Annotated in this window: 22 protein-coding genes and 1 riboswitch; of the genes, 15 read left to right on the top strand and 7 right to left on the bottom strand. The window is 37.3% G+C overall.

Annotation, left to right across the window (positions count from 1 at the left end; genetic code table 11):
- The first annotated feature begins 29 nt into the window (after nucleotides 1-29).
- On the top strand, nucleotides 30-1013 hold the full coding sequence (locus BME96_RS17660; protein ID WP_060679724.1) for an ABC transporter permease: 984 nt from the start codon (nucleotides 30-32) through the stop codon (nucleotides 1011-1013).
- Nucleotides 1014-1015: 2 nt separating this feature from the next.
- Nucleotides 1016-1810 carry an ABC transporter ATP-binding protein gene (locus BME96_RS17655; RefSeq protein WP_060679726.1) on the top strand — a complete coding sequence of 265 codons (795 nt, stop codon included), beginning with the start codon at nucleotides 1016-1018 and terminating at the stop codon, nucleotides 1808-1810.
- Nucleotides 1811-1927: 117 nt separating this feature from the next.
- On the opposite strand, the gene gdhA is transcribed toward BME96_RS17655, so the two are convergent.
- Nucleotides 1928-3322, bottom strand: coding sequence for an NADP-specific glutamate dehydrogenase (gene gdhA / locus BME96_RS17650; RefSeq protein WP_060679729.1), 1395 nt, complete (start codon nucleotides 3320-3322; stop codon nucleotides 1928-1930).
- A gap of 158 nt (nucleotides 3323-3480) precedes the next feature.
- On the opposite strand from gdhA, the gene BME96_RS17645 reads away from it, so the two are divergent.
- From BME96_RS17645 to BME96_RS17630, 4 genes are all read left to right on the top strand, one after another.
- On the top strand, nucleotides 3481-4386 hold the full coding sequence (locus BME96_RS17645; protein WP_019376450.1) for a glutamate biosynthesis transcriptional regulator GltC: 906 nt from the start codon (nucleotides 3481-3483) through the stop codon (nucleotides 4384-4386).
- A 110-nt stretch (nucleotides 4387-4496) separates the two neighbouring features.
- Nucleotides 4497-4687: riboswitch (cobalamin riboswitch) on the top strand.
- A 191-nt stretch (nucleotides 4688-4878) separates the two neighbouring features.
- Nucleotides 4879-7077 (top strand): ribonucleoside-diphosphate reductase subunit alpha, encoded by a 2199-nt coding sequence (locus tag BME96_RS17640; protein ID WP_408068417.1) that lies wholly within the window; start codon nucleotides 4879-4881, stop codon nucleotides 7075-7077.
- A gap of 2 nt (nucleotides 7078-7079) precedes the next feature.
- A complete protein-coding gene (locus BME96_RS17635) occupies nucleotides 7080-7511 on the top strand; it encodes a flavodoxin (protein WP_019376448.1) in 432 nt (143 codons plus the stop codon).
- A complete protein-coding gene (locus BME96_RS17630; protein WP_019376447.1) occupies nucleotides 7489-8532 on the top strand; it encodes a ribonucleotide-diphosphate reductase subunit beta in 1044 nt (347 codons plus the stop codon). Before BME96_RS17635 ends, BME96_RS17630 begins: the two co-directional genes overlap by 23 nt.
- 852 nt (nucleotides 8533-9384) lie before the next feature.
- Here the strand turns inward: BME96_RS17630 and BME96_RS17625 are convergent.
- Complete coding sequence (locus BME96_RS17625; protein WP_071649777.1) at nucleotides 9385-10650, bottom strand: hypothetical protein; 1266 nt, start codon at nucleotides 10648-10650, stop codon at nucleotides 9385-9387.
- A 158-nt stretch (nucleotides 10651-10808) separates the two neighbouring features.
- Between BME96_RS17625 and BME96_RS17620 the strand changes: the two genes are divergently transcribed.
- From BME96_RS17620 to BME96_RS17590, 7 genes are all read left to right on the top strand, one after another.
- On the top strand, nucleotides 10809-11000 hold the full coding sequence (locus BME96_RS17620; protein WP_019375747.1) for a hypothetical protein: 192 nt from the start codon (nucleotides 10809-10811) through the stop codon (nucleotides 10998-11000).
- A 156-nt stretch (nucleotides 11001-11156) separates the two neighbouring features.
- A complete protein-coding gene (locus BME96_RS17615) occupies nucleotides 11157-11705 on the top strand; it encodes a GNAT family N-acetyltransferase (RefSeq protein WP_019375748.1) in 549 nt (182 codons plus the stop codon).
- A gap of 104 nt (nucleotides 11706-11809) precedes the next feature.
- Nucleotides 11810-12274 carry a GNAT family N-acetyltransferase gene (locus tag BME96_RS17610; RefSeq protein WP_019375749.1) on the top strand — a complete coding sequence of 155 codons (465 nt, stop codon included), beginning with the start codon at nucleotides 11810-11812 and terminating at the stop codon, nucleotides 12272-12274.
- Between the two features lie 24 nt (nucleotides 12275-12298).
- Nucleotides 12299-13051 carry an amidohydrolase family protein gene (locus tag BME96_RS17605; protein WP_060679739.1) on the top strand — a complete coding sequence of 251 codons (753 nt, stop codon included), beginning with the start codon at nucleotides 12299-12301 and terminating at the stop codon, nucleotides 13049-13051.
- A 39-nt stretch (nucleotides 13052-13090) separates the two neighbouring features.
- The gene (locus BME96_RS17600; protein WP_071649776.1) at nucleotides 13091-13648 is read left to right on the top strand and encodes an AAA family ATPase; all 558 of its coding nucleotides are present in this window, start codon (nucleotides 13091-13093) and stop codon (nucleotides 13646-13648) included.
- A gap of 64 nt (nucleotides 13649-13712) precedes the next feature.
- The gene (locus BME96_RS17595; RefSeq protein WP_040956634.1) at nucleotides 13713-14741 is read left to right on the top strand and encodes a MerR family transcriptional regulator; all 1029 of its coding nucleotides are present in this window, start codon (nucleotides 13713-13715) and stop codon (nucleotides 14739-14741) included.
- A gap of 21 nt (nucleotides 14742-14762) precedes the next feature.
- Complete coding sequence (locus BME96_RS17590) at nucleotides 14763-15611, top strand: DUF2785 domain-containing protein (RefSeq protein ID WP_071649775.1); 849 nt, start codon at nucleotides 14763-14765, stop codon at nucleotides 15609-15611.
- Between the two features lie 347 nt (nucleotides 15612-15958).
- On the opposite strand, the gene BME96_RS17585 is transcribed toward BME96_RS17590, so the two are convergent.
- Together BME96_RS17585 and BME96_RS17580 are read right to left on the bottom strand one after the other, a co-directional pair.
- Entirely contained in the window at nucleotides 15959-17068 is a 1110-nt protein-coding gene (locus BME96_RS17585; RefSeq protein ID WP_071649774.1) for an N-acetylmuramoyl-L-alanine amidase family protein, read from the bottom strand.
- Between the two features lie 310 nt (nucleotides 17069-17378).
- Entirely contained in the window at nucleotides 17379-17921 is a 543-nt protein-coding gene (locus BME96_RS17580) for a flavodoxin family protein (RefSeq protein WP_019379299.1), read from the bottom strand.
- Between the two features lie 199 nt (nucleotides 17922-18120).
- On the opposite strand from BME96_RS17580, the gene BME96_RS17575 reads away from it, so the two are divergent.
- On the top strand, nucleotides 18121-18306 hold the full coding sequence (locus tag BME96_RS17575; RefSeq protein WP_019379300.1) for a hypothetical protein: 186 nt from the start codon (nucleotides 18121-18123) through the stop codon (nucleotides 18304-18306).
- Nucleotides 18307-18443: 137 nt separating this feature from the next.
- Here the strand turns inward: BME96_RS17575 and BME96_RS17570 are convergent, their stop codons facing one another.
- From BME96_RS17570 to BME96_RS17560, 3 genes are all read right to left on the bottom strand, one after another.
- On the bottom strand, nucleotides 18444-19688 hold the full coding sequence (locus tag BME96_RS17570) for an ABC transporter permease (RefSeq protein WP_071649773.1): 1245 nt from the start codon (nucleotides 19686-19688) through the stop codon (nucleotides 18444-18446).
- Entirely contained in the window at nucleotides 19681-20613 is a 933-nt protein-coding gene (locus BME96_RS17565) for an ABC transporter ATP-binding protein (protein WP_071649772.1), read from the bottom strand. Before BME96_RS17565 ends, BME96_RS17570 begins: the two co-directional genes overlap by 8 nt.
- Nucleotides 20614-20882: 269 nt before the next feature.
- Entirely contained in the window at nucleotides 20883-21278 is a 396-nt protein-coding gene (locus BME96_RS17560) for a GntR family transcriptional regulator (RefSeq protein ID WP_019379303.1), read from the bottom strand.
- Nucleotides 21279-21686: 408 nt separating this feature from the next.
- Here BME96_RS17560 and BME96_RS17555 point away from each other — a divergent pair, with 408 nt between their 5' ends.
- Entirely contained in the window at nucleotides 21687-22199 is a 513-nt protein-coding gene (locus BME96_RS17555; RefSeq protein WP_019379304.1) for a DoxX family protein, read from the top strand.
- Nucleotides 22200-22250 lie beyond the last annotated feature (51 nt).

Genomic DNA, 22250 nt, shown 5'->3' with positions numbered 1-22250 from the left:
TATCAAATACGGAAGGAAGGGGATATACGATGCTAATAGCTATGTTTGGTGCAGTAGAATCAGGAATCATTTATGCAATAATGGCATTGGGAGTTTATTTAACCTTTCGTATTTTAGATTTCCCGGATTTAACTGTAGATGGCAGTTTCGTTACCGGAGGTGCCGTCGCAGCAATCTCAATTATTAACGGAGTCCCACCGGTTATAGCTACTATATTTGCAATTGGAGCAGGTTTTCTTGCAGGATGTATTACCGGTTTATTGCATACAAAGGGTAAAATTAACGCCCTGCTTGCAGGGATTCTGATGATGACTGCACTCTATTCCATTAATTTAAGGATCATGGATACGCCTACTCTATCGCTATTAAATGAAACAACCATTTTCACCCAACTGCAAACGATTTGGGGTAATACCGGTGTTGACCAGGCCTTAAATGGTTTATTAACTGCGATGGGTGCGGATCGATTGCCAAGCACGTGGGCCTTTTTAATCGTTATGCTAGTAATTACAATCACTATAAAATTAGTAACTGATTTTTACCTTAAGACAGAAATTGGTTTAGCACTAAGAGCGATTGGTGACAACAAACGTATGATTCGCAGCTTATCAGCAAATACAGATAATCTGACAATCATTGGTGTAGGAATTTCCAATGGATTGGTAGCTCTTGCTGGTGCTTTAATTGCTCAACTTGGAGGCTTTGCAGATGTTGGAATGGGGATAGGTATGATTGTAATAGGGCTCGCCTCCGTAATTATTGGTGAGGCATTATTTGGTACCAAAACCGTTGCCAGGGCGACTATTGCGGTAATCGGGGGAGCTATTATATATCGTATGATCGTAACAGTTGCTCTGCGTTTTGACTTTGTAGAAACAGGAGATATGAAGCTAATGACTGCTCTTATAGTAATAGCAGCATTAATTACACCTAAAATAGTACACGCGCGAAAAGAAAAGCAGCGTCGTTTACAGAAACGAGCACAACTTCATCAACATGCAAAGGGGGCGTAACTATGTTGGATTTAAAAGATATTTCCATTACCTTCAATGAAGGGACTCCAGACGAGAAGAAGGCATTGACAGATATAAACCTCAATCTTAAAAAGGGAGATTTTGTTACTATAATTGGAAGCAATGGGGCAGGAAAATCAACCTTGATGAATACTATCTCCGGTAATCTATACCCTGATGTTGGAGATGTGTTAATCAATGGACGACAGGTTGTCCATTTACCGGAATACAAACGTTCCGCCTTTATCGGACGTGTATTTCAAGATCCAATGGCAGGTACAGCCCCCTCGATGACAATTGAAGAAAATTTGGCAATGGCCTATGCGCGTAATAAAAAAAGAAAGCTTGTATTTGGTGTAACTAAAAAAAGGAAAGAGATGTTCCGAGACCGATTAAAGACACTGAACCTTGGTCTGGAAAACAGATTGAATGCGAAAGTAGGTTTTTTATCAGGTGGAGAAAGGCAGGCATTATCTCTTTTAATGACCACTTTTACTGACCCGGATATTTTGTTGTTAGATGAACATACAGCTGCTTTAGATCCCTCACGTGCAGCGTTAATAACAGAGCTTACAAAAGAGGTTGTCGCCAATTCAGGCCTTACTACGCTGATGGTTACACATAATATGCAGCAAGCCTTGGATTTAGGTAATCGTTTGGTAATGATGGATAAAGGTCAAATTATTTTTGAAGTAAGCGGAAAGGCGAAGCGTGGTTTAAGGGTGGAAGATTTATTACGCGAGTTCCAGCGTATAAGAGGTGAGCAATTCGAAAGTGATCGAGCGGTTCTGGGTTAATGGCTATTATAAGTCGTGGAAAAATATTAACATATATTTTAAAGCAGATTTATCGGACTTAGTTATATTCCATAATAAAAGTGCTTACCACTCGGTTAAGCACTTTTTTAAACTAATTTATACGACACCTTGTTCAATCATAGCATTTGCAACCTTTTCAAATCCGGCAATATCTGATCCGATAACTAAGTTACCGGGATAGCCATATTCTTCGGCTGCTGCCACACAATTTTGGTATATGTTTTGCATGATTTCTTGTAATTTCATATCTACTTCTTCAAATGTCCATGACATTCTCATACTATTCTGAGCCATCTCGAGAGAAGAAACAGCTACTCCTCCTGCATTAGCTGCTTTTGCAGGTCCGAATAAAATATCGTTCTCAAGGAATAAATCAATTGCTTCTGTTGTGGAAGGCATGTTAGCCCCCTCTGCAACGGCTTTAACACCATTAGCAATTAATAATTTTGCATCAGCTTCGTCGATCTCATTCTGTGTTGCGCACGGAAGAGCAATATCACAAGGCACAGTCCAAATCTTAGAACAATCATCTACAAATTCAGCGTTAGGATGAATTGCAACATAATCGGCAATTCGTCCACTCTCCACCTCTTTAATCTGCTTCACTGTATCCAGATTAATTCCATGCGGATCGTAAATATATCCACTGGAATCACTGCAAGCAACAACATTTGCACCGAATTCTAATGCTTTTTCCATTGCATAAATAGACACATTACCAGATCCTGAAACGACAACTGTACTATCTTGAAGAGTCAGGTTCGCACTATTCAGCATTTCTTTTACAAAGTAAATGGTGCCGTAACCGGTCGCTTCTTTTCTGGCAAGACTGCCGCCATAATTTAATCCCTTTCCTGTTAGTACTCCAGCTTCAAAAGTCCCGCGGATTTTCTTATACTGGCCAAACATATAACCAATTTCTCTAGCGCCAACGCCAATGTCTCCAGCCGGGATATCAACATCAGGTCCGATATACTTCGCAAGCTCGGTCATGAAACTGCGGCAGAAGCGCATAATTTCATTATCTGATTTTCCTTTTGGATCAAAATCAGCTCCACCTTTACCTCCACCTATAGGCTGACCGGTTAGTGAGTTTTTAAAAATTTGTTCCAGACCTAGGAATTTCACAATACTTAAATTGACCGATGGGTGAAAACGAAGCCCACCTTTGTACGGGCCCAGTGCACTATTGAATTGAACACGGAAACCACGATTCACATGGACTTTCCCATTGTCATCAACCCATGGAACACGGAAGGTAATTACGCGCTCAGGTTCAACTAGTTGTTCCAAAATGCCTTTTTCAATATAGATAGGGTTTTTAATGAGGACAGGGGAGAGGGATTGGAAGATCAATTCAACTGCCTGGTGAAACTCACCCTCATTGGGATTTCGCTCAAGAACACGCTTATAAAGTCCTTCTAAGTAATTTTCTACATTCTCTACGCTTGATTTATCATCTGAAACCTTTTTCTCTTTAATTAGACTCATAAAGGCATCAACAACCTCCTTCAAATTATCGCTAAGAAAATCCAACCGAATTAATGAATATTCTGTTTATTATTTTACCTGAATTAATTCATCTTAACAATATGAATATTAGATATAATTAATGCTATAATGAGATTAATAAAAGGTGGCGGTTAAATTTGGAACTACGACAATTAAAATATTTCATTGAAGTTGCCAAACGTGAGCATGTTACAGAGGCTGCTGATGCGCTTCATGTTGCACAGTCTGCAGTAAGTAGACAAATATTTAATCTTGAAGAAGAACTTGGTGTTAATCTTTTTATCAGGGAAGGCAGGAATGTAAGATTGACCCCTATTGGCAGGGTTTTTCTTGATCATATGGAGCAAGCATTGAACGTAATAGATGATGGGGTACAAGTAGTAGAAGAATATACAGATCCTCAAAGGGGTACCATTCATATCGGTTTTCCGAGCAGCTTGGCGGCTTATATTCTACCTACTGCTATTTCTGCTTTTCGAAATCAATATCCAAATGTAAAATTTGAATTGAATCAAGGTTCATATTATGATTTAAAGAATGCTGTAATTAGAGGTGAAAGTAATATAGCGTTGCTTGGACCTGTTCCACTTAATGAAAAAAGATTAAAGCACTCTATTCTATTTACAGAGAAAATTGTTGCATTATTACCAGAACAACATAGACTTGCCCAGGAAAAGGCATTACATCTTAATCAATTAAGGGACGATTCCTTTGTTCTTTTTCCAGAAGGCTTTGTATTACACGATATTATCATAAAGGCTTGCAGACAGCTTGGATTTTCCCCTAAAGTTTCTTTTGAGGGGAAGGATATTGATGCCATTAAGGGACTGGTTTCTGCTGGACTTGGTGTATCGTTGGTTCCTGAAATTACGCTTGTTGATCATTTACCACGTTCTACAGTGAAAATTCCCATTAAGGAACCAGATGTAACTCGTACAGTGGGTGTAGTTATCCCCGCAGAACGACAACTGCTGCCAACGGAAAAATTATTCTATGAATTTATAAAACAATTCTTTAGCAGACTAGAAAGCTTTCAATATTAAATTCTTTATTTTTGAGTATATATTTATCTACATTTTTCTTGATAAACTTCATTACCTATGATAGTCTATAGATACAATATATCGATAACTAAATATAATATTAACACTATATATAGTGTTTTGGTTATGGTTACACCATTCGTGTTTAAAAGGGAATCCAGTGAAATTCTGGAACTGTACCCGCAACTGTAATTGTGACGAACGAGATGATTCCACTGTTTGAGATGTCTATTGAGCAAATGGGAAGGACTCTAGTAGAAAGACCAAAAGTCAGGATACCTGCCATAACTTGTAGTTTCCATTCTCCGGGATTAGAGAAGGTGAAACGATGGATGCTAGTTTAAGTAGCACTGTTCTGTCGTTTTGACCGTTCCTAATATGAGGAGAACGGTTTTTTTATTGCACTAAAGGTTAAGGTGACAGTATATCGGTATTATTTTTTTGAGGAGGTTTCACATGATAACAAAGAATTTGGATTACGAAGAAAAGGTAATGGAATGGATTAATCGGGCAGCAAAAGAATTACCCATAAATACGGAAAAGTATATTGAAAAATCATTGAGAGCAATTCAAGAAGATACTTCTTTGGAAAAAATAACCGATATTTTAGTTAAGAATGCTTTAGAAAATATTGACGAATCTGCACCTGAATGGACGTTTCTTGCCAGCAGAATTTTTCTTGAGGAGCTATATCGTCAAGCTGCCAAAAACCGGGACTTTGATGTGCATCTACGTTATGGCAATTTTTATAAATTAATTAGTACGCTAACGGAGCAAGGAATTTATGCTACTAACCTATTAAATAAATATAATAAAGAAGAGATTGAAGCTTTTGAAAAGCAGCTTGATCCACAAAGAGATTTGCTGTTTAACTATCTAGGAATACATACCATAGCAAGTCGCTATCTTGCTACAGATCACAATAAGAATGTAATGGAGTTACCTCAGGAACGTTGGATGATAATTGCTATGTATTTAATGCAGGATGAGAATAAGGCGCAACGTGCACAACTTGTCCAGGAGGCATACTGGGCACTTAGCAACCTTTATATGACAGTGGCTACCCCTACTTTAACGAATGCCGGAAAAACACATGGTCAGTTATCCAGTTGTTTCATCGATACGGTCGACGATAGTCTTCAATCTATATACGACAGTAATACAGATATTGCCAAGCTGTCGAAAAATGGTGGCGGAATTGGTGTATATATGGGTAAAATCCGCAGCCGTGGAAGTGCTATTAAAGGATTTAAAGGTATGTCCAGTGGGGTAGTCCCTTGGGTTAAGCAACTGAATAATACAGCTGTTAACGTGGATCAGCTGGGCACTCGTAAAGGAGCCATTGCCATTTATTTAGATGCATGGCATAAAGATATTGAAGCATTTCTTGATCTGAAGCTAAATAATGGAGATGACAGAATGCGCGCCCATGATATTTTTACAGGGGTTTGCTTGCCTGATTACTTTATGGAACAAGTGGACAAGCGGGGCGATTGGTATCTTTTTGACCCACATGAAGTACGACAGGTAATGGGCTTCTCGTTGGAAGATTTTTATGATGAAGAAAAGGGCACCGGAACATGGCGCGAAAAGTACGAAGCATGTATTCAAAACGAGAATCTTTCCAGAACAAAGGTGCCAGCTATTTCTATTATGAAAAGGATAATGAAATCACAGCTTGAATCAGGCACGCCTTTCATGTTTTATCGTGACGAAGTGAATCGTCAGAACAGTAATGAACACGAAGGAATTATTTATTGCTCGAATTTATGCACAGAAATTACGCAAAATCAATCTCCAACGCAATTTATAGAAGAATTTGTAGAAAATGAAAACACGATTGTGCAAAAATATAAATCTGGTGATTACGTTGTTTGTAACTTAAGCTCAATTAATCTGGGAAAAGCTGTTCCCGATGGTGTGCTTGATCGTTTGTTAAAAATCCAAGTACGTATGTTGGATAATGTAATAGATATAAATACATTGCCAATTAAGCAAACACAATTAACAAACCAAAAATACCGAGCTATCGGCTTAGGTACATTCGGTTGGCATCATTTGCTTGCCAAGAAGAATATTAAATGGGAGACAGACGAAGCAGTGAATTTCGCTGATGAGTTGTATGAGGAAATTGCTTATTTAACCATTAAAAACAGTATGGAATTAAGTAAAGAAAAGGGTTCCTATCCTGTATATGAAGGCAGTAAGTGGCAAACGGGCGAATACTTCACCAATAAAGGGTATACGAGTGACAAATGGACAGGACTTAAAGAAGAAGTAAAGCAGAACGGAATGCGTAATGGCTATTTAATGGCTGTTGCACCAAACTCTACAACAGCGATGATTGCCGGTTCTACAGCTAGTATTGATCCTGTATTTAAAGCTTTTTACAACGAAGAAAAGAAGGATTTCAAGATTCCTGTTACGGCACCAGAATTAGATCATCGTACGTACGATATTTATCGCCGTTCTGCATATATTGTCGATCAACGTTGGTCTGTGAAACAAAATGCGGCTAGACAAAAGCACGTAGATCAAAGTATTTCATTCAACTTTTATGTGCCAAATACGATTAAAGCCTCTGTTTTGCTAAATCTTCATTTGCAGGCATGGCAGGAAGGATTAAAAACAACTTATTACGTACGTTCAACATCAAATGATGTCGAAGAATGTGAGTGGTGTCAAAGTTGAGGATGCTAATTGCGTATCATACCTATAGTGGCAATACGGAAGAAGTTGCTGATCATATCGCAAAACAACTTTATGATAAAGGGTTTAAGGTAGATACACATCTTATGGGTATAGATCCCCCAGTAGATGTCTCCCATTATGATTTTATCTTTATTGGAACATTTACATGGGATAGGGGCAGTACGCCTGAAGAAGTGAAAGACTTTATATGGGAAATTGGCTACAAGCCTGAGAATGTTGCAGTTTTTGGTACGGGTGATACACAATTTGGCGGGGATGAATTGTTTTGTAAAGCAGTAGATAAACTGGTTCAGTTCTATAATAGTAAATGGCCAGGGCTTAAAATTGAACAGTCTCCCCGGGGATATCAGGAAAAAAGGATTTATGACTGGGTGGAAGGAGTTTTAGAACATGTCAGAAGTTATGCTTTCTAAAGCAAAGACTTTGGAGCCGCGTAATCCAAACAAGTCCACAGGCTTATTTGGGGGGAAATCAAGCGGAATATTGAATTGGAATGATATTGCATATCCACATTGGTATAAGATATACAAGCGGCTGATCGGGAATTATTGGCAGGCTGATGAGGTAAATATGGCAGGTGATGTAAAACAATTTTCTACATTATCAGAAGCAGAGAAAGAGGCATATTTAAAGATCATCGGATTATTGTCCACATTAGATGGCCCACAAACACGGACTGCTTTACTAATTTCGTTATATGCAACAGATCCGTCCGTACAATCAATAATGGCGGTAATTGCCCAGCAAGAAGCTGTGCATAATGAAAGTTATTCCTATGTACTTGCTTCCGTTGTCTCACTGGATGAACAAAACGAATCTTTTCAGCTTGGAAGAAAAGATCCTGTGTTGTTGAAACGAAATGAAAACTTAGTAAACCAATACAATTCATTTGTGGAAAAACCTACAATGGATAACATTCTAAAAACGCTAGCGTATACTGCGTTACTTGAAGGAATGTTCTTCTATTCTGGCTTTGCATTTTTCTATAATTTGGCTCGTCATAACAAAATGGTTGGTACTTCCACGATGATTAGTTATATTAATAGAGATGAACTGGAGCACGGCCGTTTCATTGCTGAGCTATTCAGAGCAACATTGGCAGAAAACCCGGAACATAATACAGAAGAATTTGTTGAATGGGTATACGATCACTTTAAGCAGTCAGTAGAACTGGAAACAGAATGGTCGAATTATGTATTGGGAAATGTAGAGGGAATAGATTTAGAGGAAATGGAAGGCTATATTAAATACCGTGCAAATAAAATGCTCCGGATGATGGGATTGGAAGAATTATATCCAGAGCATGTGGAGAATCCAATGAAGTGGATTCGTGCATATGTGGATAACTTTGATGGAACTAAAACTGATTTCTTTGAACAAAAATCAAGACAGTACACCAAAACAAGTGATTTAAACGGATTTGACGATCTATAAAATTAAAAGAAGCATGCCTCTTTTTCACCGGAGGCATGCTTCTTTATGATTTATTGTAAATGCTGGGGCGCATATGATACCTCATATAATCTTATTTTTTCATAGTTGGAGGAAACTGCGACGTAAATTTGTAGTAGATTTCATTTTAAGGAGGGGAATAGACCCATTGATTTCCACTGCAGGGGGACGCTTTCACACCTCCGGGTACAAGCGCGACATCTGTTCGTAACCTCACAGTGTCTTCTTTGCCGCCCGGCATGGCTTCAGTCGCTTCCTCCGCTACGCTCCGTGCAGGGTCTTCAGCTCATGCAATTCGAGGCCACTGAAAAAGTCATTTTCTACTAAAATAGAAGTTTTTCAAAAGACGCTATCCCAAAATTTTGTTTTGTTAATATGCATAAATGGAGAGCCAGAACTAGTTTATGCCACTCATAGGCTAAAAAGTGGTGATGTAATTTTTTGGAACTAGCCTTCTCAAGAATTTACCGGACTTTTTCAGTGGCCTCATGCTATTCCGGCAGGAGTCGCGGGCCAACAGGACGTTGGTTATGCAATCGTTGCCACAGGACGTGGCGTTCTTAGATTGCCCCCTTCCGCTCCAATCAATTTGTATCTGCTTTAAACCATAAATAGCGGGTTAATATCTAACCACTTTTCCGCAACGGCCGCTTAGAGTACTATTAAGTTACGTCGCAATATATCTATTTTACTAATCACTGGGGGCCCCCAACATAAAATTTATGATCCCTTGCTGATAAAGAAAATATAATCTACGACAGAATCACTCGCCCACAACTAACTAATAGGCAGGTATGCATTGTAAAGCAGAGATAGAGTATACCTCTATCTTATCTATAATTGATCCAATGGGATAACTTTCCCTGATACTGCGTCAACACCATAGGAACAATCTATTTTTCCACATAATATATATTTGTCTTCTGTCTGACTGTAGACATAAACAGGTGTAACTTCTACATGTTTACGTAAAAGCTCAAATGCTTGCTGTTTTGTTAAAACCGGAGTCTGAGCTGGTGAAAAGTGATCAAAAATTTCAATTAGGCTATCAAAATCTGAGTAATTCAAAGCAGTATATTTTTCACTATCAAGATATACCTGAAGTTTGCGATCAATTACTCGTCGCCCACGTTCTGCAGGAAGCAACTCTGCAATGATATAAGAATCTTGTAAACGCAAACTGTACAGCATCCATTTACCACTGTCATCAGGATAAACTCGTTGTAGGAACCGCTTAATTTCTAATGTTGCTTTTTCCTCATCCTCTTTATCCAGTTCCTTCTTAGAAGTGCTATGATCAGATAATGCTTCCTCCTCCGTAGCCTCAAGAGATAAGTCAATTTCTACTGGAGAAAAAGGATCCTTAATAGCTTCTTCCCATTCCATAATAATTTGTTTTTTTACATAAGCAGCCTGTTCTTCTGCCTCTTCAAATGTAATTACTTTCTTAACGTCATTTGTTAGAAATACGCTCGTTGCACTATAGATAGATTTCCACATTTCTTCACTCTCTAAAGGCACTTCAAGCAATTGCATTTGTTCTTTCGCAACAGATTCAACAATATCTGTTGTTAACGCAAAAGGCTCCCAATGAATAGCATCTTCGGAAGGGAAGTTACCATCAATAGAAAATAGCGTAAGTTGGCCTTCATTATTAAACTCCACATTAATTACACCAGTAGGGAAAACCGGAATGTTATCAACAGCCGCTTGAAAATGCATTGTCGTTCCTTCTGTAGGCAATAGCTGAAATTGTCGTCCAAATTCCAAGCCGGTAATGTTTTCGATCCATGTAATCGTTTCTTCTTTTTGATTTAAGTTTGGAAAACTGCCTTCTTCAGCAAAGGAGACATCCTGCACAAAAATAATTCGCTTCACTTTTTCAGTTTGAATATCAATATCGATCACAGCAGCACCAGGTGGATTGAGTTCTTCATCCATAGGCTCAGAGTCTTCGGGGAACCACTCTGTGGATAAAAGGTAGCTATGTTCCCCAGGTATACCACTTTCTTTAAAGATGTGGCTTCTTTTCAGAAAGTAGTTACTTAGACCACAATCTTCTGCAGTAGCTTTCGCTAGTTTTTCCAATTTATTGTCCATATATATAATACCCTCACTTTTTTATTTTCTTCAGTATAACACGATGAGATAAAGGTTACATTTCAAGGGAAAAAGGAAGTTACTGTAAAGTAATATTGTAAATAATCTGAAATAAACATATACTAGAAATAAATAAACCTAAGGAAAGGGAGATTCATATGCCATTATGGCTTCAAATAGTCGGAGGGCTATTAGTGTTTGGTTATATTATCGATCTTGTCGCCAAAAAAAGAGGTGGGCGGATAAACCCCGGGGAAAAGGCTAAACCTTTAAATGATGACCCCCGTAATCTTCCGGAAAATATTATTCATCAGGCTAATATGAATAACCAAAACCACGGACCTAATTAATAATTAAGGATGGGGACTGAGATATAAATAATGAAAGGATGGAAGATCCAAAACGATTATTCCATAAGGCAGTTGATGAATCACTCCTACAATTAAGTAAAAACGTTGGGGGTGAGTTTTTATTTTAATAAGAAGTTGAATATAGGAGGTTTGTATGTGAGAAATAGTTTACCAGAATTAGAAACAGAAAGGCTTATTCTAAGAAGAATTACGGAGAATGATCTTCATGATATGAACGAATACGGGGGCTGTAAAGAGGTATCTCAATTCGTTTCATGGGAAACGCATCAGTCGCTGGAGGATACAAAAACTTTCTTAGATTTAGTTTTACAAGGCTATGCACAGGGCGAGTCATATTTTTGGGGCCTTATTCTAAAGGAGAATAATAAGTTAATTGGAACAATCAATTATGTTACTTGGAATCAAAAACACCGAGTAGGTGAAATTGGCTATGTACTATCCAACACGTATTGGAGAAGAGGCTTGATGACAGAAGCCGCAACAGAAGTTATCCGATTTGGCTTCAGAGAAGGAGGACTTGTTCGGATTCAAGCGAAATGTTTTCTGGAGAATACAGGTTCGGAGGGTGTCATGAAAAAGTGTGGAATGACGTATGAAGGAACACTGAGACAGGCGATGTATGCAAAAGGAAAGCAACATGACTTAAAATTGTATGCGATCATTAAAAATGATGATTGTAAATAGTTGAAAACAAACCGTTATCAAAGTGTATAACAAAAAAGTATTATTTGTACGCTTGTTAGTAGGTTATGATAAAGGTAACAAGCAAAGAAGCAGGTGTGTAAATAATGAATACGCAACTCAAATGTAAAAAAGCAGAGATCCAGGACCTTCATAAAATGATTGAATTACTTGCAGATGATGAATTGGGAAGGAAGAGAGAAAGATTTGAGGATCCACTACCGGAAAGTTATATAAAAGCGTTTAATGCAATTCAAGGAGATCCAAATAATGAATTAATCCTAGCTGTTTTCGCTGAAGAAATAGTTGGGGTATTACAGATCACCTTCACACCTTACTTAACTTATCAGGGGGGATGGCGAGCGACGATAGAGGGTGTAAGAACTAATAAATTTTTACGAGGTAAGGGGATAGGAACTCAAATGATCGAATGGGCCATTCACCTTGCAAAAGAAAGAGGCGCCCATGTTGTACAGTTGACAACTGATAAACAGCGACCCGAAGCTTTGGAGTTTTATAAACGACTTGGATTTCGAGCTTCCCACGAAGGATTAAAGCTGCATTTAGGTTAACTATTTCATTACGGAGGGATTTTTTTGAAAATCTTCGATGCTCATTTACATATTATAGATCCAAAATATCCCCTAATTCCCAACCAAGGATACGTGCCGGATCAATTTACATGTAAGGATTATAAAGAGAAAACAAAGAACTTAAACGTGACAGGAGGGGCGATTGTGTCAGGCTCCTTTCAAGGATTCGATCAATCCTACCTGAAAAAGGCCCTTCATTTACTTGGCGAAGGCTTTGTAGGTGTAACACAATTACCATACGATGTATCCGATGACGAGATTATTGAATTACATAAATTAGGGGTTAGGGCAGTACGATTTAATGTGAAACGTGGAGGAACAGAGGCGATGGTGAATTTAGAAAATGTTGCTCGGCGGGTGTATGAAATGGTCAATTGGCATGTGGAGTTGTATATTGATTCCACCAAACTGAAAGATTACTTTTCGTTGATTGTAAATCTACCAGCTGTTTCTATTGACCATTTGGGATTAACACAGGACGGATTTCATGATTTGCTTCGCTTAGTCGACCAAGGAGTGAAGGTAAAATCAACTGGTTTCGGCAGACTTGACTTTGATCCAGCAAAAGCTATGAAACAAATACATGCAGTAAATCCAGAAGCACTATTGTTTGGGACAGACCTTCCATCTACAAGAGCAGACAGACCATTTCAACTATCCGATATGGAACTTATTATAGACGTATTGGGAGAAAATGAGGCACGAAAGGTACTTTGTGAAAATGGTGTAAATTGGTATCAAAAAGTACTTAATTAACGTAGAGCTGCATTTTATAAAATAGAAAGGTGATAAGCTATGAAGCTAGTACTCATATTCGGTCCTCAGGCAGTTGGAAAAATGACAGTTGGCCAGGAGCTTGCCAAACTTACTAACTTGAAACTAATGCATAACCACATGACGATCGATCTTTTAGAACCATTATTTGGATTTAGTCCGGAGTTATGGAAGTTATCCAATACCTTTCGGGAAGAAATTTTCCGTTCCTTTGCCAAAACGGATCAAGATGGAATAATCTTTACCTTTGTTTGGGCATTTAACAAGCAAGAGGATTGGGAAAACGTTGAACATGTATGTACTATTTTTAGAGAAAAAAACGCGGAAATCTATTTTGTAGAATTAGAAGCGAAATTAGATATCAGGCTGAAGCGAAATAAAACTGCAAACCGATTGGAACACAAACCAACAAAACGCAACATAAACCAATCAGAGCAAAATTTATTAAACAGTTCGGAAACCCTTCGACTGAATTCACGTGAAGGCGAACTCAAACGAGATAATTATGTTCGTATTGATAATAACAAGCTAAGTGCCGTGGAAGTCGCAGAAAGGATAAAAGAGCATTTTGAACTATAGGGAAATTCCTCCTTTACATTAACGTAACGTAAACCCTTATAGTAAACGTGAAGGGGTGACGAACATGCTTATTAAAGAAGCAGCAAAAAAACTAAATACAACAGCTAGAACAATTCGCTTATATGAGGAGAAAGGATTGATTAGTCTAAAAAAAGACCAAGAAAATGATTATAGAATCTTTACCGAAGACGACTTATATCGGCTAAGTACCATTATTGCCCTAAGAGAGATTGGTATTCAAATTAGTGAGATTAGGGAGATGTTGAAGCAGCCTGGAATGCAGATGGAGGATTATTTAAATCTGCAACGCAGTGTCTTGTATGAAAAGCTTTTGGAGATGAAGGATATGATTCATACTATTGATCAAATGATGGAGCATGTGGATTCTGCCGATTTCCAGCCGATATCCAAATTGGCGGAGCATCTAAAAAAACTGAAGCAAATTCGTAAAGGGTGGAAAGACAAGTGGGACTTTGATAGTCAGGCTATAGAATATGATCAACATATTAAAAAGGCAGGATATACGTTTAACGTGCATCAAGGATATGATGTGGCTTTATCTACGGTAGAGCAATGTATTACGTTAAATGCTAAAGACCAATGTTTAGATATTGGGGTTGGGACAGGTAATTTAGGAGGGAGATTTCTTCATCAAGGTGCCCATGTGATTGGTGTTGATCAATCTGGTAAGATGCTTGAAAAATGCAAGGAGAAATATCCTTTGATGGAAGTGCGGAAAGGACATTTTCTGGCTTTACCCGTTATGGATCTCACAATGGATGTAGTTGTCTCCAGCTATGCTCTGCATCATTTACCGGATGAAGAAAAGCTGCTAGCCTTGCAGGAAATAAACCGTGTGTTAAAATCCGGAGGGCAATTATGTATTGCAGATTTAATGTTCCAAAATGAAAATGACAGGAAACGTGTTCTAGACATGTATCGCTTAGAGGGGAATATGGAAGCTGTGGAAGCGATTGAAGATGAGTATTATGCTGATAGATCCTTACTAATAGAATGGCTGGTTGCACATGATTACGAAGTCAAAGCACAACAAATAAATTCAATATTAAGCGTTATATATGCTGAAAAATGAGTTGGAAAGGAGGTTCATTTAATGCAATTAAAGACCGTACTGCAAGAAATTACTCATCATAATGACTACGACCTTAGTAAAATTTCTATGGATGAGCTTATAAAAGAAATGCTTTGTAATATTGGCTCAACCGATCCCGAATTAAGAGATGCATTGATATACAACGCTTTCGGGAAATTAATTCAAGAAGATTATTTAAAAGTAGATCAGTGGAGATATATCGTAAAAACATGTATGGATACCAATCATTTATTTTTAAACATAGGTGAGACAGAAACAGACTCCGTTTTCTCAAGATCCTTTTCCTCACTTGTTCTGGCTTTGATTTTAGAAAAAGATAGCCAAGAATTTCGTTTATCTGAGACAGAAGTTAGAGAAATTATTAAACAAAGTATTTTATATTTAGAATTAGAAAGAGATATTCGCGGGTATGTAAAAGACAAAGGTTGGGCGCATAGTGTTGCACACGGTGCTGATCTATTGGCAGAAGCGGTAAAACATCCATATTTCGATATGGGGTTAGTTGATGATTGTTTGCAAGCAGTACAGCACAACTTATTCAAAAGGAATGAGGAAGGAATTCCTTATCTGGATGATGAAGAAGAAAGGCTTGTTTTTGTTATAGAAGCATTGTTGGGTCGGGGTGCTACGGAAGAACGTATAGCATCCTGGATATCTGAGGTATCTACCAATTTAAATGAATTATTGACTAGAGAAGGAACAAACTTAGTCTTCTTTAGAAAAAGAGGAGAAATTGTTCGGTTTTTTCGAGCAATATACTTTAGATGCTTGTTCAACAAGAATTTCCCGATCGTTCAGCAAGAGTTATTGAAGGAGTTGAAAGCCTGGCATGAACCGTTCTATGATTAAATATTTTGGAGTATAAAAGAACTTTATTGCAGTTATTGAACTTCAGCTTTCACACAGTTGGAGGAAAATGCGAAGTAGAGTGAAGACTACTAGCTGCAGAGCAAATTAACCGGCAGGAGGGCGAAATAATCCTCTGTAGAGCAAATTAATCGGCAGGAGGGCGAAGTAATCCTCCGGAGAGCAAATTAATCAGCAGCAGACTGAAGTAATCGGCCGTAGACATTCGCAAACTAGCTATAATTTGTTCACTATACATTATTTTTCGAATGATGGCATAACATCCTAATAAATATGGAATCAAATAAAGAAAAGCTGCCCCATGTCAAAGAGGGGAGCTTTTCTTTAGATTATTCGCTAAAGTAATTTTGTAAACCTGTAGTAATTGCTTGTCCAACATTATTTTGATAGTCGGCAGTTTTAATATGAGCTAAGTCATTAGGATTGGTGATAAAGCCCAGCTCCATTAAAATAGAGGGCGCCCGATTCTCCCTTAATACTTTATAATTTGCTTGTAGACTACCTCTACTAGCCAGTGGAACTGTTGAAGCCATAGCAGATTGCACCTTAGTAGCTAAGCCGGCATCCTTATCTGAATAGTAGTATGTGCTCGTACCATTAATAGACAACATCGGGAAGGTATTATAATGAAGACTGACAAAAGCATCGGTATCATAGCTATTACTAATAGCCACTCGTTTACCGAGTGTAACAAAATAATCTCCCGAACGTGTCATGATAACGTTTGCCCCTGCCGAACGAAGCTGTCCAGCAACTGCTTCAGCTGTTGGCGAAATGAGATCTTTTTCATAGATCCCACCAAGCCCAATTGCACCTGGATCCTTGCCGCCATGCCCTGGATCAACAACGATTGTATAACCGTTTAACGTGCCATTCGCTTTTTTTGTATTTTTAACTGAGTTTGTTTGTTTCTTTGATTGCCCGGCAGCATTATTGTTCGTTCCATTATTCGTTAACCATGAAGCTACCCAACCAGTATTTCCGTTAGTCAATTCTATGTTGTGCCAATCACCTGAAGTTTTTACAATGTTATATGTATTTCCTGAATCTGTGGAAGCAATTACTGGATGGTTTTCGCCAGGTCCTGAACGAATATTGACATTACTTGCTGTAATGGTCACTTGTTCATTGGATCTATCTGTTTTCGCTTGCTGACTTTTTCCACTTACTGGAATCAAGTAATGTGCAGCAATCCAGGCTTCTTCACCTGCATAATAGGTTTGAGCCCAACCATGTTTTTTTTGAAAAATTTCCACCTTGTTACCTTCAACTAGCTGACCAATAACTTTTCCGCTGGAAGAAGGTTCACTTCTAACATTAAGAATGATCTCGCCAATTTCGTAAATTTCCCCTTGTTCTGCATGACTCGTATTAGGAATGAAAAGAATAGAAAATAGCAATATACAAATACCAACAACTGGAAAATAAATCTTTTTCACGTTTTCCCTCCTTATAATTAATTTTAATAAAGTAAGTAAATCATAATACTAAATTGTTACCTATACAAGTACAAAATAAACTATTTTAGAGTAAAACAATTCAGAAGCCCTAGTAAAATTCGTCAATATACCTAAATGCATAAAGTTCACGAATAAAGTAAGAATAGTTAGAGAGTGACATTAGAACAAAAATACCATAATAAAAGTACCTGACTGCTCTACAAATACAGTCAGGTACTAGTGCTAAAAGAATTTCCTTATTATATTTTTAATGTAAGGGAATGACTTACATTTAGTATAAAAATACCAGTTATAAGTTGATTTCTGTTACGAGTACAGCCGCCTCATCCAAAGCTCTTTTGTTATTTTTAATATCGCCGGGTTTACTTGCCTGACCTAGTACATAACCGGCAAACTCCATACCAAAAAACTGACAAATATAATTAAATTGCTGAACAAGCGGCAATCCTTTAATAGTAGGGTTATCACCTCCAACCGCAATAAGATAGGCTTTTTTCTTCTTTAATTCTCCTCGGAAATGCGCGTAATTCGGGTCACGCATAATCTGGGACCAGCGGTCAATAAATGTCTTCATTGGGCCTGATAAACTGTACCAATAGATAGGCGTGGAAAATACGATTATCTCATGTCTAAGCATTAGATCAATTAATTCTTTATGATCGTCATGAACATTTTTAAACCCTTTCACCTCATGGCGCTCATCAATAATTTGCTGAATATGGTAATCTTGAAGATGAATATGGGTGGCTTTTTCTTTCGGGACGGCATGGTAGGCAAGATATTCTGCATTACCATTTTGACGGCTCGAGCCATGAATTACTGCTATCTTCATTATGTTAACCTCCTTATGTTCTTAGCCGTTTACTATATGACTGCTTACTACAGACTATGTAAAAGAATTGGAAATCATAAGTAAAATTTTTATTTGTTAATGAGTAAGTTCTAATATTTTCATGAAAGCAAAACAACCGAAAAAGTGCTTGGAGCGCTAGAAGGTTTTACAGACAATAAAAAAGATAGGTGGAAAGAAATTGACTATAAAAGGAAATAGTGTGTTCAAGTTTATTGTTATATTAATCGCTGCAATTGTAATACGAACATTACTGGCTGTTTTTAGCGAGGGTGGGTATCACCCGTATACGAACATTGTTGTTATCATTAGTGCCATTATCACCTTAGTACTTTGGACTGTTTGGGAGGAAAGTCGAAACAAGTAATGAGAGAAGAATCAGTGATCTAATAAAGACTATTTTGCTATTTATGATTGGTTCTCATGCATTCAACGGATTCTTTCTGTTACACATTTATTTATAAGGCAGAGGCTGAAATTATCCAGCCTCTGCCTCTATTATAATTACGCCCGAATCCATTTCCATATTTCCCCGGGAGTTGCATTCTTTCCATACATTAAAATACCTACTTTAAATATTTTTCCAGCCAACTTCATTGCAAGCCAAACACTAACTATTAATATAGCTAAAGAAATCACAATTTCTACCCATGGCCATTCCTCCATAATAGTTAACCGTAACAGTAAAACACCCGGCGATGTAAATGGGATGTAGGTTCCAATTTGAGCCATTAGACCAGTTGGATCACTGATTACAGGTCCGATAAAGATAAAAGGAAGGAAAGGAAGCATCATAACCATACCTTGAAAATTTCCAGCTGTAGTGATATCTGCCATTGTAGCTCCAATTCCAACAAACAGAGAGGCAAATAGTAAAAAACCAAGGATTGCAATAACTAATAATAGGATAAGCTCTGGTACAAAGATATACTCTATAATTGGTAAATCTATTTTCCATAAAAGAAAAGGAAAAAGCAAAGTAATTGATACAACTGCTTGAATTAAGCCAAGTACAAAATAACCGATTATTTTCCCTTGCATAAGCTCTGCTGGTGTAAGAGATGAAAGAATAATCTCAGCAATTTTATCTTTCTTTTCCTGTGAGGCACTTTGAAATATAGCCATACCCGTAAATACGATGGAAAGCATAATAAAGCCTGCAAATGCTCCTGGGGCTAGATCTTCTATTGGATTTTCACCTAAGCTGGTTTCTTCTTCTGTAGAAGTAGTATTAATATTTTCTCCTGGCGATTGCTCGTTAAAGTGGAACCCTTTTGAGATAACAGCAAGCTGTTTTTCGGTTATTCCGAGTTCTTCCATTTGCATTGACTGTAGAGGAGAAGATAATAGTTGCAATTCATTTGAAAAAAAAGGAGGAATTTCCTCACTGAGATAAACAGGAACATTACCTTCTTGCATCGCGCGTTCATCGATAAATATGTATGCCGTATTCTCACTTAGTTCTGCTTCTGCAGCTACTTCTTTTTCGGTTAGGTCGGTTTGCAATAGATCCCAAGGTAATTTATTCTGATTCACACTTTCTTGAAGTTCAGGAAATACACCGAGCTGATCATTTACAAACACTCTGGTTGTTTCCTGTTCTGTATCAGCTGGATCATCACCAAAAAGACTACCCAAAAGCATAAATCCAATAATAAGGACCGGGGTCAGGAATAACCCGATTAAAAACGTTTTATTCTTCAGGTTTCGCTTTATTTCCCACTTGGCAACCTTCATGGTATTACGCATATACTTCACCTGTTTCTTTTAGCATATTTTTATCTGTAGCAATATCTATAAATATTTCATGCAACGAAACACGGTCCATTGTTAATTCATGAACGACTAACTCATTCGGCAATTGCTTTAACCATAAAGTCGGTTGAACAGCCTGTTCAAGGTAAAGAACAGATATATCTTCCTGTTGTTCAATTCGTAGTACCTCGGGTATTGTTTGAAGAATATCCAAATTATTTATGCCACTAATGGTGCATTTGAAATTTGCATATGTTGTTTTAACCTCTTCCATCGATCCGTAAATAACTTTCTGTCCCCTGTGAATCATAAACAAACGATTTGCCATTTCTTCTACTAAATTCATTTGATGGGAGGATAGTAATATAGCTGTCCCTTTTTCGGCAAGTTCTTTTATTTCTTGTTTAAACAATTCCTGGCTCACAGGGTCTAATCCGGAAAATGGCTCATCTAATATAAGAAGTTCCGGTTCGTGTAGAATGGACGCAATAAATTGAACCTTCTGCCCCATCCCTTTAGAAAGCTCCTCTACTGATACTTTCTCTTTCCCTTCCAGATCAAATTTCTTTAAGTAATCAAGTGCCCGCTGCTTTGCTTTTGCTTGTGGATAGTCCTTTAATTCAGCTAAATACAATAATATATCCATCACTTTTACATTTTTGTATAATCCACGTTCTTCCGGTAAATAACCAATTTTATGTCTTGGAATATCTTTACCAGTACTGTTCGTAAAGGTAATAGAACCCTCATCTGGATACATTATCCCCATAATGTTTCGAATGGTAGTTGACTTGCCAGCACCATTTGGTCCAAGTATGGCCATAATTTCCCCTTTGCGAACCTCAAAAGATATATCAGAAATGATCTGTTTGTCTTTAAAAGATTTCCCCAATTTGTTTACTGTTAACAATGCTTCCATTAACAATCCCTCCTTCGTAGATAGTGTGGTAAATATAAGTGAGTCTGTGAATTTTCCTGTATTTTCAGCTCATGCATTGGGATAAATTCCCAATAAATTTATTAGCCTTGTTGCAGTTTTTCTTTCCCAAGTGCTCTCACCATATGCCTATGTTTTAATACGTAGAAGTAGTCAGTTAGTTTCATAATATTAGAATTTTAATAAAAACCCTAACGAACGAGTGGTTACCGTCTTTTTTAGTGTGAGATTTTTATCAACTAATTCATATTTCAGCTTCCATTTTTCTTGTACGAAGAGAGTACTTCAAAAAATATTTCTTGAATCTGCTTTTCGTTGTAATCATAATCAAATGCAATATTGATTGCTTTTTCGATTTCATAATATACAGTAGAGATTTTCACCTGTTGCTTCAATTCTGTTTTAATATGGGCGACAAAGGTGCCTTTGCCCTGTATTGTTTTTATAAATCCTTGATGTTCTAAATTTTGATAGCTTCTTCGAATAGTGATCATACTTGTTTCCATGTCTTTTGCTAAAGCTCGGATGGAAGGCAAAGGTGTATCTGCTGGTAAATGTCCTCCAGCAATTAACGCTTTTAATTGGTTTTCGATTTGATGATAAATAGGTTCTCTTGAGTCTTTGGAAATGGAGATAGGTAATTCCACCTTAAACACCCCTTATTTTAAATTGTGATCTACTAATATTAGTGAAAATAGTAAACGTGACAATTAGTTAAAGCTGTTAAAGCGTATAGTTTTCTCTTTACGATAGAGGGCGCTGCTTTCGGTCTTTCCTAATTCAAATAGTGTTATACTGTGTATGTTTATATATACAGTATATATGTTGAGTAAAGAAGTCAATTATTATTCTGTATATATGCTCGTTGTAGAATTCCGCAGGATTATCCGATACCACGTTAACAAAATTGCCATAATATAGTAAGTATATGTGAAATATTTCACAATAATTATATACAAAGACTTAAAATAATGTTATTATATAAATGTACCAAGGAGGTACAATACAATATATATTGTGAAATATTGAACATAATAGAAAAGGAGATGAATAAAATGTTTGTAGATTTTATTAGGAATAATAAGATAGCTGCGGGAATATTGACTTTTCTAAGGGTTTATATTGGTTACCAATGGTTGACAGCCGGATACGGTAAAATAACTGGGGGAGAATTTGATGCGACTGGTTTCTTGCATGGCGCAGTAGCAAGTGCAAGTGGCGAACACCCGGCAGTTCAAGGCTGGTGGGCCGCATTTTTAGAAGCTATAGCTATTCCAAATGCTGAATTATTTACTTTTATCGTAATGTGGGGAGAGTTTTTAGTAGGAATTGCACTTATTCTAGGGATCTTTACTAATTTCGCAGCATTGATGGGCATAATTATGAACTTTGCATTCTTATTCAGTGGTACAGTTAGCACGAATGCCCAAATGGTTTTAATTACAGTATTTTTGATCGTAGCTGGGTATAATGCTGGTAAATATGGTTTAGACAGATGGATTATTCCTTTCTTAAAAGACCATAAACCAATTAATAAAAAACATAAAAAGGAAGCAGCACTAGTGTAAAGGTGGAACCAATTTAAAAGATGGATAACAATTTATATATGCTTTAGTACA

It is taken from the genome of Virgibacillus halodenitrificans (assembly GCF_001878675.1).
Taxonomy (GTDB): domain Bacteria; phylum Bacillota; class Bacilli; order Bacillales; family Amphibacillaceae; genus Virgibacillus_Q; species Virgibacillus_Q halodenitrificans.
Note: the sequence above shows the minus strand (reverse complement) of the source record. Positions and strands in the feature narration are given on the sequence as shown.